General features: G+C 67.8%; 15 protein-coding genes. 2 read left to right on the forward strand and 13 right to left on the reverse strand.

All coding sequences use genetic code 11. The annotated features are described in order from the left end of the window. Positions 1-103 precede the first annotated feature (103 nt). Positions 104-559 carry an Rrf2 family transcriptional regulator gene (locus IG94_RS0110655; RefSeq protein WP_043373277.1) on the forward strand — a complete coding sequence of 152 codons (456 nt, stop codon included), beginning with the start codon at positions 104-106 and terminating at the stop codon, positions 557-559. Here the strand turns inward: IG94_RS0110655 and IG94_RS44315 are convergent. Further along, positions 454-966: an SDR family oxidoreductase gene (locus tag IG94_RS44315; RefSeq protein WP_078892249.1), complete on the reverse strand. Its 513-nt coding sequence runs from the start codon at positions 964-966 to the stop codon at positions 454-456. The two genes, IG94_RS0110655 and IG94_RS44315, sit on opposite strands and share 106 nt — an antisense overlap. Positions 967-1,403: 437 nt before the next feature. Here IG94_RS44315 and IG94_RS0110660 point away from each other — a divergent pair, with 437 nt between their 5' ends. Beyond that, positions 1,404-2,855: an MFS transporter gene (locus IG94_RS0110660; RefSeq protein ID WP_224326178.1), complete on the forward strand. Its 1,452-nt coding sequence runs from the start codon at positions 1,404-1,406 to the stop codon at positions 2,853-2,855. 445 nt (positions 2,856-3,300) lie between these two features. Here the strand turns inward: IG94_RS0110660 and IG94_RS39635 are convergent, their stop codons facing one another. The 12 genes from IG94_RS39635 to IG94_RS0110720 all read right to left on the reverse strand — a co-directional run bounded on the left by IG94_RS39635 (position 3,301) and on the right by IG94_RS0110720 (position 14,598). Continuing rightward, a complete protein-coding gene (locus IG94_RS39635) occupies positions 3,301-3,849 on the reverse strand; it encodes a GyrI-like domain-containing protein (RefSeq protein WP_031033886.1) in 549 nt (182 codons plus the stop codon). 615 nt (positions 3,850-4,464) lie between these two features. Then, complete coding sequence (locus IG94_RS0110670; RefSeq protein ID WP_052410623.1) at positions 4,465-4,836, reverse strand: nucleoside triphosphate pyrophosphohydrolase family protein; 372 nt, start codon at positions 4,834-4,836, stop codon at positions 4,465-4,467. Positions 4,837-5,024: 188 nt separating this feature from the next. After that, complete coding sequence (locus IG94_RS0110675) at positions 5,025-6,140, reverse strand: DNA alkylation repair protein (RefSeq protein WP_031033890.1); 1,116 nt, start codon at positions 6,138-6,140, stop codon at positions 5,025-5,027. Between the two features lie 13 nt (positions 6,141-6,153). Beyond that, positions 6,154-6,456: a hypothetical protein gene (locus IG94_RS0110680; RefSeq protein ID WP_031033892.1), complete on the reverse strand. Its 303-nt coding sequence runs from the start codon at positions 6,454-6,456 to the stop codon at positions 6,154-6,156. Positions 6,457-6,496: 40 nt separating this feature from the next. Then, positions 6,497-7,552 carry an aldo/keto reductase gene (locus tag IG94_RS0110685; RefSeq protein WP_031033894.1) on the reverse strand — a complete coding sequence of 352 codons (1,056 nt, stop codon included), beginning with the start codon at positions 7,550-7,552 and terminating at the stop codon, positions 6,497-6,499. Positions 7,553-7,720: 168 nt separating this feature from the next. Beyond that, positions 7,721-9,160, reverse strand: a complete 1,440-nt coding sequence (gene gndA, locus IG94_RS0110690; RefSeq protein ID WP_031033895.1) for an NADP-dependent phosphogluconate dehydrogenase — start codon at positions 9,158-9,160, stop codon at positions 7,721-7,723. 56 nt (positions 9,161-9,216) lie between these two features. Continuing rightward, positions 9,217-10,119, reverse strand: a complete 903-nt coding sequence (locus IG94_RS0110695) for a helix-turn-helix transcriptional regulator (RefSeq protein ID WP_224220740.1) — start codon at positions 10,117-10,119, stop codon at positions 9,217-9,219. A 75-nt stretch (positions 10,120-10,194) separates the two neighbouring features. Beyond that, a complete protein-coding gene (locus IG94_RS0110700) occupies positions 10,195-10,656 on the reverse strand; it encodes a nuclear transport factor 2 family protein (protein ID WP_031033899.1) in 462 nt (153 codons plus the stop codon). A 160-nt stretch (positions 10,657-10,816) separates the two neighbouring features. Further along, positions 10,817-11,845 (reverse strand): saccharopine dehydrogenase family protein, encoded by a 1,029-nt coding sequence (locus IG94_RS0110705; RefSeq protein WP_031033901.1) that lies wholly within the window; start codon positions 11,843-11,845, stop codon positions 10,817-10,819. Positions 11,846-12,019: 174 nt separating this feature from the next. Then, the gene (locus IG94_RS0110710) at positions 12,020-13,000 is read right to left on the reverse strand and encodes a helix-turn-helix transcriptional regulator (protein WP_031033903.1); all 981 of its coding nucleotides are present in this window, start codon (positions 12,998-13,000) and stop codon (positions 12,020-12,022) included. Between the two features lie 98 nt (positions 13,001-13,098). After that, on the reverse strand, positions 13,099-13,941 hold the full coding sequence (locus tag IG94_RS0110715) for a helix-turn-helix transcriptional regulator (protein WP_031033906.1): 843 nt from the start codon (positions 13,939-13,941) through the stop codon (positions 13,099-13,101). Between the two features lie 66 nt (positions 13,942-14,007). Next, the gene (locus IG94_RS0110720) at positions 14,008-14,598 is read right to left on the reverse strand and encodes a TetR/AcrR family transcriptional regulator (RefSeq protein ID WP_031033907.1); all 591 of its coding nucleotides are present in this window, start codon (positions 14,596-14,598) and stop codon (positions 14,008-14,010) included. Between the last annotated feature and the right edge of the window lie 151 nt (positions 14,599-14,749).

Genomic DNA, 14,749 nt, shown 5'->3' on the forward strand with positions numbered 1-14,749 from the left:
ACGCGTCGCCCGGTTTTTCTGTAACTGTTACAGTTTTTAGTGTCGCCGGCAGCGTGCGCGAGCGCCAGCCAGTACCGGCATCGACCAAGGGAGGCGAGCCCGCGTGAGCGCGAACAGCCGTATGAGCCTGGCCGTCCACATCTTGACCTGGCTGGCGTACGACCGGCGCGGCACCGACAAAGAGGTCGCGACGTCCCAGCGCATCGCGACCAGCGTCAACACCAACCCCGTCGTCATCCGACGCTGCCTCGGGCAGCTCAAGGATGCCGGACTGGTAGAGGTCACCCACGGACGCAACGGCGGCTGGAACCTCGCCCGTCCGGCGGAGAAGATCTCACTTCTCAACGTCTACCAGGCACTCCCTGAGGAGCCGATCTTCGGAATGCACGCCTCGGATCCCAACGCGGAGTGCTACGTGGGTTTCGGTATCCAGCACACCCTGGGTCAGGTGTATCAAGAGGCGACTGAGGCTCTCTGCCGGTCACTGTCGGCCACCACCGTGGCAGACGTCCTGCGCGACACGCTGGCGTTCCACTCCGTATCCGCCGGGGCCCGCTGACCGTTCACGAGGTCACGCCGCTCGGCCGCGGCAACTGTGGCCGTCGGCCCGGCGTACGGCGCTCCCTCTTGGCGTACCGGTAGGACGACTTTGCGTGCCTCGCGATCGCCCCTGGCTCGCGAGACACCAAGGTGTCGGCCGCACGACCGCCGACACGCTGGGCGCCTGATAGCCATACGGCCATCCACGTGAAGTTCCCTACCGGTCACGAAGGAACTCTCGTCGGTGGCGAGGAAGAGAGCCGCCGAGGCATCCCTGCCGGCTTCCCCGTACGACCGAGGGGGTCGTGGCCCAGCGTTCCCGGTGCGCTCAGCCTCCCCCGAGGTCTCGCCCTGGGATTCACGGAAGCCCCCGGTCTCGATAGGGCCGGGGCTGAGACCATTTACCCGGGCGCCTCGGCCACCCAACCCCTGTGCTCAGGAGCGTGCCGAACAGTGCGCGGCGGACTTGGATGCTGCGTACAGGCTCATACCAGGGTTGTCACCGTCAGCTCACTGAGCGACGACACGCCCGATAACCGCCCCCCAGCCGGTGACGAGTGCTATCCGGTCATCCAGTTCTTCATGTTCACCCCTCTCCGTATCGGTCCTGCCACACGGGCGGGTGACACCACGAGGAGAAGCCCTTCATACGTCGCGGACGACGCGGGGCTTCTCGCGGTCGAAGCCCGGGCCGCCGTCGACAATTGCTAAAGTGTATCCACCTTAGTTACACTAACGGCATCGCTTCGACTACACGGCCGTGCCGAGCGAGAAGCAACTCCTCATCCCTCGTTCAGGTGCCAGCTGCTCGCCCGTGCGGCCTCCCTCCGCCTTTTCATCAACCCATCCCCCTATGAGGTGGCATGTCCGTCCACACCGGCAGCGATGCCGATACATCCCCGGCCCCGACGGAACACCGCAGGGTGCCCACCGTGGCCGTGCCGCGCTTCGTCGCCCTGGCCACGGTCGCCATCCTGGCCACGCAGCTCATGCTGCAACTCGACGCGCAGGTGGTGACGGTCGCACTCCCCCAGCTGCAACAGGATCTCGGCTTCTCCCCCGCCGGTCTGTCATGGGTGCCCAACGCCTACGCGCTGGCCTTCGGCGGACTCATGCTGCTCGGCGGTAGGCTCGGCGACGTTCTGGGCCGAGTCCGGGTCTTCACCATCGGAACAGTGCTGTTCGCTCTCGCGTCACTGGCCGCCGGCCTCGCCCCCGACGCGACGATCATGGTCGTCGCCCGGGTGGCGCAGGGAGTCGGAGCGGCCATCGCGGCACCGAGCATCCTGTCCCTGATCACCGCCATCGCCCGAGACGAGCATGCCCGCAGCCGGAACATGGCCCTGTTCACCGCCGCCTCCGCAGTGGGCTCGTCCTTCGGCCTGATCGTCGGTGGCGCGCTGACCGCCTTCTTCTCCTGGCGGTGGGGGCTGTTGATCAATTTGCCCATCGGGGCCGTCGTCGTTCTCGTCGTCCAATGGCTCGTCAAGGAGGACCGGCCGACCGGCGGCCGGGTGGACGTGGCGGGAGCGATCACCGCGACCCTCGGGTCGCTGGCCCTCGTCTACGGTTTCGTGCACGCCGCAGAGACAGGCTGGGCCACCGCGGGAACGTTGGTCACCTTCATCCTTGCTCTCGTTCTGCTCACCGCGTTCGTCGCCGTCGAGCGGCGCGTCAAACTCCCGCTGCTCGACCTCTCCCTGGTTCGTCATCGCAAGCGCGCGACGGCCCTGGGCGCCATGGGGCTCACCGTGGGGGTCCACTTCTCCCTGCTGTTCACGCTGGTGCAGTTCTACCAACGGGAGCTGAGCATGAGCGCCTTGGTCGCCGGCCTCGCCTTCCTGCCCCTGACAGGCACCATCCTGATCGTCACGCAGTTCGTGCCCGCATTCGTACGGCGGTTCGGAGCCGGTCGGTTGCTCGTCCTCGGCACGGCGCTGGTCACCATCAGCTTCATCTGGTTCGCCGCCCTGGACGACTCCAGCACCTACGTCGGCGGGGTCGTGGCTCCCCTGGTGCTCCACAGCCTCGGTGTCGCCCTCGTGTTCACCCCCGGGACGATGCTGATCATGGAGGGAGTGCCTGCCCGGCACAGCGGGTCGATGTCCGGGTTCCTGCAGATGGTTCAGCAGGTGGGCGGCTCCCTCGGCATCGCCGTCATCGTCGCGGTCCACACGAGCGGCGGCGAGCCCCGCGCCTTCGTCCCCGGCCTGGCGGGTGCCTTCTGGACAGCAGCCGGTCTAGGGACCGCCGCCGTGCTCGTTGCCCTCTTCGGTCTCAGCGCCCGACGCTCTCGAAGCCAGCCCGCCGGCTGACCGCGGGTTTACACAACTCAGATCGGCCTACCTTCTTCGACCGAGTGCCGCCCAGTGTGGTGGCAGCGGCGAACGCCAGCAGCTGCTTCCGCACTCGAGGGTGAGCCACTGGCTTCGGAGGACGGCACTGCTAGGCCTTCCCGAAACGGTCAACCAGGGCGACGGCCCCGGCTACCGGCCGCCGGGGCCCGCCTGGGCGGGCCCCCGGGCGGTTACGACATGAGGCGCCTCTGTCCGGTGACAAGAGGGGCCGTCCGGCAAGGTCACCGAACGGTCAGAGGCGGGCAGGGGTTGAGTCAACGACGCACGACGGCGTTGGTCGACCACATGGATCTGCCCCTCACCCTCGTCTACCGGGCAGTAGGCCAACACCACGGCGAGAGCGCGGGACGCTCGGCGATCCTATTGCGGGCTTCGAACCGCGGTCATTGGTGAGACCCGCAGGTCAGGCGACAGGGTCACGCAAGATGGTCCGCAACGCGTCCTGCGGCGTCTGTGCGGTAAAGGGGTCGATGTGGATCTCTCGATGCGGACCGGAGCGCCGAAGGTTCCTCTCACGGGCGAACGCGCCAAGCCGAGCGAGAGTTTCGAACTCGTCCTTGAAAGGCCCGTGATGCATCACCTGCACCACAAGGCTCTCGGGCAAGGTGAACAGCTCCACTTCGCCACCCGGATCGTCGGCACGGCCCGCCGCGTCACGGCGGGCCGACACAATTGCGTTATGGGTGGTCGAGTCGGCGACGCGGGTGGTGATGCGGTACTCAAGGAGATCGATGCTGTTGCCGGTGTAAAAGTCTTCGATCTCGACAGATTCGGCCTGCTTCGGATACCAGTAGAGAATCTCGATGACACATGCATCCGATGGAGAAATCCTCGACGCACCGGGTAGGGACGCCTCCACCGCGGTAACGAAGGCCATCTTGCGATAGAAAGCCTCGGTCCCCGGACGGCCCGAGCCGCCCACCGAGAGGAACGTCGCCTTTGGCGCGCGCACAAGCTCTGGCGTGTCCGCTGCGGTCAGAGTCCCAGAGGATCAGCATCTTGACGAACACCGCACCTACTCAATGAGTCTTTCGCTCAGCCCGTCAAGACACGACGTCCGGGCCCCGCTCGCGACTGTCTGGGCCGGCCGGTGCCAGGGCGTCGGTGATCGTACGGGCGTCGCCCTCACAATGAAGGCTTTCAGGAAGCCATCTCAACCTGTGTCTGCGTGCCTGAGGTAGCACACGAGGGCGCAGGAAATGTCCGTGAAGGCGGGACAAAGGGCTCTGAGGCAAGCGCATCAGCGTGCGTACAGCCCGAAGAGGTCGGGTCCAGCGAACGGACAGAACACCGACGATGGATCGTCCTGCGTCGTCCACGCGATACAGAGTTCCACCTGGAGTCCGGCCCCGGATACGGGCTCTTCACCGGATCAGGAACCTGCGGTGGGCCGTCGACTTCGCTACCTCGAAGCACGGCGACAGCACCTTGCACTGTCACTACGCACAGGCATGGTCATTCTTCGCGGGACTCGCCGGGCGACTCCCCCTCGTCGGCACCAACCCACCAGCAGGTCCACGCTCAAGCCGTTGACCATGACGTACGCCGCTGGACTACCAGCGGCTTGTCAGCCTTTGGGCATGGCCTCCAAGGTCCGCTGCAGGCCATCGCCGATGCGATCCATGGTGGCCTCGTAGGCTTCCGGCATATCAACGTCGAGTCGATCGGCGAGTACGAAGACCCACCACAGGCACTCGGCCAGCTTGTGCCGCAGTTCGGCGTCCACGTCACCGTCGATGCCCCAGGTGCTCTCGGCGGCCAGCACCAGGCGCCCGACGTAGGCTGCGTCGTTCGTGAAGCCGAGCGCGAGTTCCGGCAGTGTCCAGGTCCGGCCCAGAATGCGCTGCTCGATCTGCTCGTACTGGGCTCGGACCTGCAGCGCCCTGTCCTCGGCCTCGATGAGGCCGGCCTTCTCGTCGTGTGTCGGCATCTCGTTCATTGAGGGTCCCTCCGGGGCAATCGATGTCACTGACGACGCTAGAGGCAGATGCGGACGAATTTGGTCCTGGTCTGTCGGTGTGGTGATGAGGTCTGTCGGCAGACGGGTGACACACGATGCGAGGTGAACGTGGCCGGTGATCGCCTACAGGGGCCCGGAGACCGCCCCGCTTCCCTCCGTGCCGCACGTCACGGTGTGTCCGTGGGGGCCAGTTCGAATGCGGCCCGGTCGGACTCGACTCCGTTGATCTGGAGGGAGATTGCGTGCCGCCCCGGGTAGTAGCGCCGTGTCGTGATCGGCCGGAACGAGTGCTCCCGCATCACCTCCGTCTGTTCACCCGGTGCGAGGGTTCGGGTGGCGAGTTTGAAGGTCTTACCGGTCAGGGTTCCGTTGGCCTTGCGGTGATGCACGATGTAGTCGATCGTCAGCCGCGCCGCAGAAGCACCTACGTTGCGGATTGAGGCGGTGAGCTGGACACTCTCGCCAAGAGGGACGACGTCCCGGTCCAGTCGGGGCCCGACCACGTCCAGGACCGCGGGAGCGAAACCGAGCAGTTCCAGTGCACCAAGGTGGCCGCGCTTGATGAGCGTGCGCAGCCCGTGCCGCACCAGGCGCTCCGTGGTGGCGTCAGGACTGTCCAGCCAGCGGCGCGCCGTGTCGACGACGACCTCGGGATGGTCGCGGCTGAGGTCGTTGAGGTGGTTGGCGACCGAGCGGCGTACGTATGCGCTCTCGTCCCGGTAGAGGGTGTCCAGGATGGGGACCGTCGCTCCGGGACGGGTCAGGATCTGCGGCACCCGTACCGCCCAGGGGAGGTAGGGACGGGTGCCTTCGGAGGCGAGCCTGCGCACGTCGGGGTCTGCCGATCCGGTCCAGTCGCTCACGATGGTGTTGAGCGCCCGGTCGAGGTCGTGTCGCAGCAGTGTTCTGATCGCGAACTCGGAGGAGAGTCGCCCGGTGAGCTCGGCGAGGAGTGCCATCGCGTCGTCGAAGGGGGCGGTCTCGCCTTCCTGGACGGCGCGGGTGGCGAGCGCGCTGGTGACCGGCCAGATCAACCATCCGGTGAACTGAGGTGCGTTGTCCCGGGCTGTTCGAACCGTCCGGGCGAGTGTGGCGTAATCGCCCGGCAGGTCGGTCAGCAGTGCGTCGCGCAGCAGGTCGGCGCGCTGTCTGAGTGCCAGCGGGCCGATCTGCCGTGCTGCCGCGTGCAGTGCCGTGAGGGTGGTGTCCGGAGCGGCGGCCCGGATGGCGTGCGTGAGGTTCTGCACGGTGTGGCGGCTGATGAGTTCGTCGGCGAACGGCATGCTGGTCTCTCCGTCATGTGACGTGGTGCAGTGCGGTGGTGAGCTGCCAGTCCACGCTGTCGTGGTCGATCGTGGCGTGGACGGGAGAGTCCGCCATCTCGCCGGTGATGCCGACGGCGCCGGTGCGGGCGTGCGGCAGGCTGTCGTAGGCGACGATGTCGATGACGCGTCCGTCGTCGGTCTCGACGATGCGTCGCCACAGGAAGCCGGGCTGTCGCTTCAGGTAGGCGTCGATGTCCGCGTTCGCCTTCACGAAGTCGTCGGCGGTGAGGCCCGGTGCTGGGCGCAAGGTGGTGATCTCGAGTGTCTCGGCCATGGTGTGTTCCGTTCTCGTCACGCAGTGCTGTTGAGGGAGGTCAGCGAACGAACGCCTTGGCGGACAGGCCGTTGACCGTGGTGTCACCCTGCTGGAAGCCGACCATGGACTCGATCATGCTGTGCGGGTAGTCGAGGGTGGGTGCCGTGAGGCTGTTCAGTGCGGTGATCTGCGTGTCGGTGAGCGTGATGTCGAGCGAGGCGAGATTGGCGGCCAGCTGCTCTTGGGTCCGGGCGCCGACCAGGGTGGATGTCACCTCGGAGCGCTGCCGGACCCAGGCGAGCGCCACGGCTGCCACTGTCGTACCGAAGCTGTCGGCGATCTCCCGCAGGGCGTCGAGGAGGACGTAGGTCGGTTCGCTCAGGTAGGAGGCGGCGTACGCGGTGCGCCCGGAACCGGCTACCTCGGTGGTGGTGCGCGAGTACTTGCCGGACAGGACGCCGCTGGCCAGCGGGCTCCACGGTGTGATGCCGAGGCCGAAGCGGCGGGCGACTCCGAAGGTCTCGCCCTCGACGCTACGGGCGAGCAGGGAGTACTCGACCTGGAGTGCGGCGACGGGCTCCCACTCCCGCAGCCGGGCGGTGGTAGCAGCCTCGGCGACCCACCAGGCGGGCACGTTGGACAGGCCGATGGCATTGACCTTGCCCGCGTGGACCAGATCGGTGAGGGTGGAAAGGGTCTCCTCGACGGGAGTGTGCCGGTCCCACTGGTGCATCCAGTAGAGGTCGATGTAGTCGGTATTCAACCGCCGCAGAGATGCGTCCAGTTGGGCGCGGATCGCCTTGCGGCCGGCCCCGCCGGAGTTGGGGTCGTCGGCCGCCATGCTGCCGCCGAACTTCGTCGCCAGGACGACGCGGTCACGGCGGCCGGGACGCTGGGCGAAGTAGCGGCCCAGGGTCTCTTCGGAGGCGCCGCCGTTGTACATGTTCGCGGTGTCCACGAAGTTGCCACCGGCGTCGAGGTAGTGGTCCAGCAGCCCGAACGAGGTCTCGGGGCCGGAACCCCAGCTGCCGTCGTCGAAGTTCATCGCGCCGAAGGCGAGAGGGCTCACGCGGAGCCCCGAGCGGCCAAGGGTGCGGTACGAGGTGAGTGACATGGTGCTTCCTTCTGGGTTCTCGGAATCTCAGAACTGCGGATGCGGGATAGTCCGCGGTGGGGTGTGGACTCCACACTCGCCGACAGGGCCCCGAAGAGGGAGGTTGTGCGAGGGTGGGTGTGCCACACCCAGGCAGACCGTCGGTGACTGTGGACGTGACGGTCCGGATCAGGCGTCTGTTTCGGGGCGGTCGGGATGCGCCCAGTGCGTGTGGAAGGCGCCCTGCCGGTCGGTACGCCGGTAGGTGTGAGCGCCGAAATAGTCCCGCTGGCCCTGCAGCAGCGCGGCGGGCAGCCGGTCAGCCCGCAGAGTGTCGTAGTACGACAGTGCCGCGGCGAACGCGGGAGCGGGGACACCACGTCGGGCAGCGGTGGCGACGACCTCGCGCCAGGGAACCTGGGCTGCGGTGATCTCCTCGGCGAACCCGGACTCGGCCAGCAGGCTGACGAGGTCGGGGGCGGCCTTGTGCGCCGTGCGGATGCGGTCGAGGAAGGCGGCGCGGATGATGCAGCCGCCTCGCCAGATGCCGGCCACCGCTCCGAAGTCGATGTCCCAGCCGTATGCGAGCGCGGCGTCTTGGATCATGGTGAAGCCCTGGTCGTACGCGATGACCTTGCAGGCGTACAGCGCCTGCTCGACCTGTGACGTGAAGCGTTCTGCCTCGGAGCGACTCTTCGGTACGTGCAGACCGCCGGGCAGCGGACGATATGCGGTACGCAGGGCGGACTGTCCGGACGCCGCGCGTGCGAAGGTCGCCTGCGCGATGGCCGTGACAGGGGAGCCGAGGTCGAGGGCGGTCTGTACGGTCCAGCGGCCTGTGCCCTTCTGTCCGGCGGCATCGGCGACCACGTCGACGAAGGGCCTGCCAGTGTCGGCATCCGTGTGGGAGAGCACCTCAGCGGTGATCTCGATCAGATAGGAGTTCAGTCGCCCCTTGTTCCAGGTGCGGAAGATCTCGGCGATCTCGGCCGGACTGTACTGAGCCACTTGGCGAAGGAGGTCGTAGGCTTCGGCGATGAGCTGCATGTCGGCGTACTCGATGCCGTTGTGGACCATCTTCACGAAATGACCGGCGCCGTCGGACCCGATATGCGTGCTGCAGGCCTCCCCGTGGACATGAGCACTGATGCTCTCGAACATGGGGCCCAGGACGGCGTAGGCATCCTTCGAACCGCCCACCATGAGGGACGGCCCGTTCAGCGCGCCCTCCTCACCGCCGGAGACCCCTGCTCCGACGAAGTGGATACCGCGTGCACGCAGACCCGTCTCACGACGCCGGGTGTCGGCGAAGTGGGCGTTCCCGCCGTCGATGATCATGTCTCCGGACTCCAGCAGCGGGGCGAACTCGTCGATGACCGCGTCCGTGGCCGCGCCCGCCTGCACCATGATCATGAGGCGGCGGGGACGCTGCAGGGCATCGACGAAATCCCGGGCCGTTTCGGCCGGTACGAAGGTGCCCTCGTGACCGAACTCGTCCATGAGGGCTCTGGTACGCGACGCGGTCCGGTTGTGGACGGCGACCGTGTAGCCGTGTCGGGCGAAGTTGCGGGCCAGGTTTCGGCCCATCACCGCGAGTCCGGTGACTCCGATGTGCGCACGTGTGTTCATGGTGATCTCTTTCTCTGCCGCCTGTACGGGGGGAGACGAGTAGGCGGTCGTGGTTGTCATGGCTGCTGTCCGCCCATGGCCGCGAGGTAGGTGAAGGACTCGGCACTGCGACTTCCCGGGGCGGGAGCTCCGACCAGCAGGTGCTGTCCCGGGACGGCCGCCACGCCATGGACGCGGTACGAGAGCTCGATGTGTCCGGCTGCCGGGTGGACCACCCTTCTGTACGCGTGGTCCAGGCCGATCGCCGCGCCGTTCTCCCAGCGCCTCGCGAAGTCGGCCGACCCGGCGGACAGTCCGGTCACGAGGTCCGCGATGTCGGTGTCCTGGGGCAGCCGGACGGCGTTGAGACGCAGCGTGTGCAGCGAGCCGGCGGCGGCCACAGGCCATTCGGTGAAGTAGGTGCGCGCCTCGGGGTGTGTGAAGAGGATCCGGAGCAGGTTCTGATCGGTGCCGGCCTCGTCGGTGCCGGCGAAGGGGGACAGCAGTGTTCGGGCGTGCGCGTTGGCCGCCAGGATGTCGAAGCTGGGACTCAGTACGTAGGCCGCTGTCTGGTGAGAAGCGTCCAGTATGTGCAGTAGTTCCGGGTGCACCTGTCCGCGGGCGGTGTCGGGACGCAGGTTCGGGTTGAGTCCGGCGAGACGGAACAGGTGGCTTCGTGCGTCGGGGGGCAGACGAAGGGCCTGGGCGAGGGATTCGGCGATCGGGGGCGAAGGGTGTCGCTCCCGGCCCTGCTCCAGTCGGCTGTAGTAGTCGGCGCTGACGTGTGCCAGGACCGCCACCTCCTGCCGGCGCAGTCCATCCACCCGACGGCGGCGACCACCGGTGCCCAGGCCGACGTCCGAGGGAGCCAGCCGGGACCTGCGGGCCCGAAGGAACTCCCCCAGGGAGTTCTCCTGCGGCTCCCCGGCATGCCCGCGGGTTCGTGCCGACCCAACGGGCACCATGGAGGGCACACGCATGCGCATCCGAACTCCTTCTCGGCTCGGCGCACCGGAAGCCGGCGTGCCCGACGCGAGCCGGCCCTTCGGTGCGCTTCAGGCGTCCTGCGGGGTTTTGAGGTGGTATCGGGTGTCGCCGGTGAAGTCGATGGTGACCTCACGCCGGGCGAAGGACCACGCCCCCTCACGCCGCTCGAAGCGGTCGCGGTAGCGTCCGCCCGCCACCATCTGCAGCGGCAGGAGGCCGGGCACTGCCTGGAGGATGTTGTAGTACGACCGCGCTTCCGCGCTGTCGTCGTCCTCGTTCACCTCGATGAGGATGTTCGTCGTGATGTGCCGGGTACGCAGGGTCCCGTCGTCGTGCACGACCAGCATCGAGCTGATCAGGTTCTCGATGGCCTTACCGCCCCGGAGGCTCACCTCGCCCGACACGAACTCCGCGTTCTCGAAGAGTGCGCCGAACTCCGCGAAGTCGCCCTCGTCGACGAGGTGCGAGTAGCGGGCGATGAGGTTCTCGATCTGTCGGGCGCTGGAGATCGAGGAGGTGGAAGCAGACATGGCAGTGGCCTTTCGACGGGGGGGGATTCGCTCGCCCCGGCGGGCGAACACCCTCAGTCTGTTCGCGCGGCGACCGGCCAGGAAGGACCCGTCTTCCTGGGTGCCACACACCCATGTTCCACTCGGAATCCGCGGGTGGACCGGCCCACCCGCGCGTCCCCTACAGGTCCTTGATCTGCGAGTCACCAACGGCGAGAGCCAGTTCGGGGCCATAGGCGGAGGAAGGCGACTGGAAACCGGGCGTGAAGGAGCCGGCCAGCACGCGGCGGGCGATCTCCACAGCGGAGAGCTGGGTGAACCGGTAACCGGTCGGTGTGTCGATCAGGGAACGGACCACGCTGCCGTCCCGGCCGGTGACCTCGGCCACGACCTTGCTGCGTCCCACCTCCCGCTCCTGTGCGGTGGGCCCGTCGGGCAGCGTCGAGAGGTCCAGGTCGATGGGGAGCGGCTGGCCGAGCTGCACGTACACCTCGATCGAGGGCACGCCCGTGGCGTAGTGGCTGGTGATCAGGTCGCCCATGGACACGGACACGCACTCCTCCGGGCCCTCGTCACCGAAGTCGAACGCGGCCGCCTTGGGTTCCGGCAACGCGACGATGTCCCCGTCCCTGCGGACCAGCACGCCCAGGTCACCGATGCCCTCGGTGGCGCTGACGATCGACCCTCGGGAGAAGAGGTTCAGCCCCTCCGACTCCTCGGGGGTCGCGCTGAGGAGCTTGAGCGCCAGGCGCAGACTGACGGGCTCGGGGACACGCGCCACGGCGTGGGCGGCCACGCAGTCGCTGGGCACGACGTCCCATCCTGCGCCGGACATGACCATCACGCCGGCGGTCGCGGCCTCGGCGTGCCGGGAGCGTGCGGCGGCGAACACGTCGTATTCGGCGGTGGTGTCAAGGTAGTGCACACCCTTGTCGATGCAGGCGTCCATCAGCGGGCCCGCGGTGCGGTGGAAGGGGCCGGCGATGTTCAGGACCACGGTGATGCCGTCGAGCGCGTCGCGCAGGAGTGCGGGGTCGTCGACCGTGAAAGCGCGGCTGTCGACGCCGAGTTCCTCACCGAGTGCCTTGACGCGCTCCTGGTTGCGGCCGGCCACGACGACGTCGAGGCCCGACTCCTTGGCGTGCTCGGCGACAAGCTTCCCGGTGTAACCGGTGGCTCCGTAGACCAGCAGGCGGGGGGTGGCTGACATGATGCGCTCCCATGAACAGGTAAGAAGTGGGACTGCGGGAAAGGCCGGTCCCGAGCGGTGACGCGCTCGGCGCTGTGTGCCTTGCATCCAGGCTAGGAGCAGACCCGGACACGTGCGGTCCTGGTTTCTCACCGGTCGCTGCTTGGGACCCGCGCCGTCGTCAGAAGCGGCTCGTCACTGCTGCTCGTCGGCTTTCCGCCGGCCCGCTTCGTTTCCTCGATACAGAGCGTCGAGCCGGGCGATCAGGGCCTCGCGAACGGAGTCGGGCGACAGGACTTCCAGCGGCGTGCGAAGGCTGAGGAGGTAACCGGCGAGCTGATCGGGGTCGGACCCGCCGATGCTGATGACCGTCGCGTTGGGCCCGTCGGGTTCGTGGGTGGCGACGATGGGTGCCACCAGGCGCCGGGCATCGTCGTAGGACAACGGGAGCCGGACGCGGGCGAAGAAGGGATATCCGGTGCGGGTGATGGTGTCGGAGACCAGCTGCGCGGCGTCCGGGGCGTCCAGCATTTCGACCACTTCCCCGGTGGATTCGACATTCACGACCCGGTCCGCACGGAACGTCCGCCAGGCCGATCGTCCGACGTCGCGGGCCACGAAGTACCAGTGGGCGCCGGTGTACACGAGGCGGTGCGGATCGACGCACCGGACCGTGGTGGTGCCGTGCATGTCGCGGTAGGTGAGTGTGGTGCGCTCGGAGGCACGGCAGACGGAGGCCAGGAGCAACAGCACGTCGGAGGACGCCCGGGGCGTCTCGCAGCGCGGGGTGTGCTCGACGGTGGCGTCGAGGCCCGCCAGCCGCCTCGCCATCCGGGTGGGGAGGATCTGCCGCAGCTTCAGCAGTGCCGACAGTGCTGCCGGGTCAGCGCCGAGTGCTGCACCGTGTGCGGCTTCCCTGAGCGCCACGGCCACGGCGAAGACCTCGTCGTCGTCCAGGTTCAGCGGCGGCATGCGGTTGCCCGCGCCGAAGCGGTAGCCGCCGCCCGGCCCCGGCACGGACTCCACGCCGTAGCCGAGCTCACGCAGCTTGTCGACGTCCCGGCGCACCGTGCGTTCGGTGACGTCCAGTTGCCGTGCGAGTTCCGCGTTGGACCAGGTGGGTCTGCTCGACAGCAAGGACACCAACCGAAGCAGCCGAGCGGAAGTGGTGATCATGGAACGAACCTATCCGGGAGCCGCGAGCGGGGCGGCCCCGCGTGGATCGGACGCGGCGTAGAGCTCTCTCATCCCCGCGTAGCAGGTTCGGCGGGGCATCACACGATGGTCGTCGCGCCGCGCTCGGCCGGCGCCACGAGGGACGTGACCGCCGCGGCGCTCGCACTGCCGGGCTCGGGAACGCCGACCAGAAGCTGCTGTCCCGGAGCGTCGTGGACGTCGAAAGTCTGGTACGTCAGCTCGATACGGCCGACCCCAGGCAGCACGAACACCTTGTACGCGCGGGTCATGCTCTCGACCTCGTTCTCCTGCCACAGCCCCCTGAAGTCCGGTGATTCCCGCGCCATCTCGTCCACAAGACCACTGATGCCGAGGTCGTCGGGGAACCGACCCGCGTGCAGCCGCAGCGCGTGCACCGTGGCGCGCGCCACGACAGGCCACTCGACGAAGACCTCTCGCGCACGAGGATGCTGGAACAGCACCCGGACCATGTTCGAGGTTCCCTCGAAGGGTGCGAGGAGCGCGGTGGCGACGGCATTCTTCGCGAGTACGTCGAAGGCGGGGCTCAGCACGTAGGCGGCTGCTGCGGGAAAGGCGTCCAGCATGTGCAGCAGGGAGGAGTGGACCAGATCGCGGCCCGCGGCCGAGGTGAGTGCGGGGTGAAGGCCCGCCAGCCGGAAGAGATGGGTCCGCGCGTCCGGTGTCAGGCGCATCGCCCGCCCCACCGCATCGACCACTTGCGGCGAGGGGTGGCGCTCGCGCCCCTGTTCCAGGCGCGCGTAGTAGTCGACGCTCACGCCGGCGAGCACAGCCACCTCTTCCCGCCGCAGACCCTTGACTCGCCGGCTGCCACCACCTGCGAGCAGACCCACGTCGGACGGTTCGGTGCGGGCACGGTTCGCGCGCAGGAAGGCGCCGAGTTCGTTCTGCGGCTGCTGCATTTTCCAACCTGTCAGTTGGGGTGAACGGGAGAGCGAGGTAGGAACCGGCCGGGCGGACACGGCCCTTTACCGGGCTTTCCGCCCGTCCTCAAGAACGGCGGAGACAGTCCGCATCAAATGCTCACGCACCGATTGCGGATCGTCCAGGTCTCCCCCAGCCATCGCACCGTCCCGCAGAAGAATGAGCACCGCGGTGGTGTGCTCGCTGTCGGTGCAACCCGCGGCGGTCGCGAGGTTCAGAACCGTCTGCCGGAACCAGGACCGGTGGGCCTGGACCGCCCGCCGGACAGGATGCCCGGGGTCCGGGTACTCGGCGGCAGCGTTGATGAACGGGCAGCCACGGAAGCCCGGCCCGCAGATCTCCGCCCCGATGCCCGCCATCATCATGAGCAGCAGGGCCTCGGGGTCGGTACTCGTCCGGAACGCCTCCGTCACCACCGACCTGATCTGCTGGTCGCGTTGCTCGACATGGGCGAGCACGAGGTCTTCCTTGCTGGGGAAATGGCGGTAGAAGGTGACCCGGGTGACCTGAGCCTCAGCGATGATGCGGTCCACGCCGACGTGACGGATGCCGTCGGCGTAGAAGATGGCGGAGGCCGTCTCCAGGAGCCGGGCTCGGGCCGGAGACGCTGTCGCGGAGGCTTGGGGCGGGGTCATTGCACCACTCTACCGGAACGACCGTTCTCGGCAGAACGGCGAGACGACCGCACTCTCGATCCCTCGGGTACAGATAACTCACTACTGGCCAACTCCTTAGCCACCGCCGCTTCCAGCGATTCAGTCGTCGATTGACGATCACGAAAGCAAG

The sequence above is a fragment of the Streptomyces olivaceus genome (assembly GCF_000721235.1).
Classification (GTDB): domain Bacteria; phylum Actinomycetota; class Actinomycetes; order Streptomycetales; family Streptomycetaceae; genus Streptomyces; species Streptomyces olivaceus.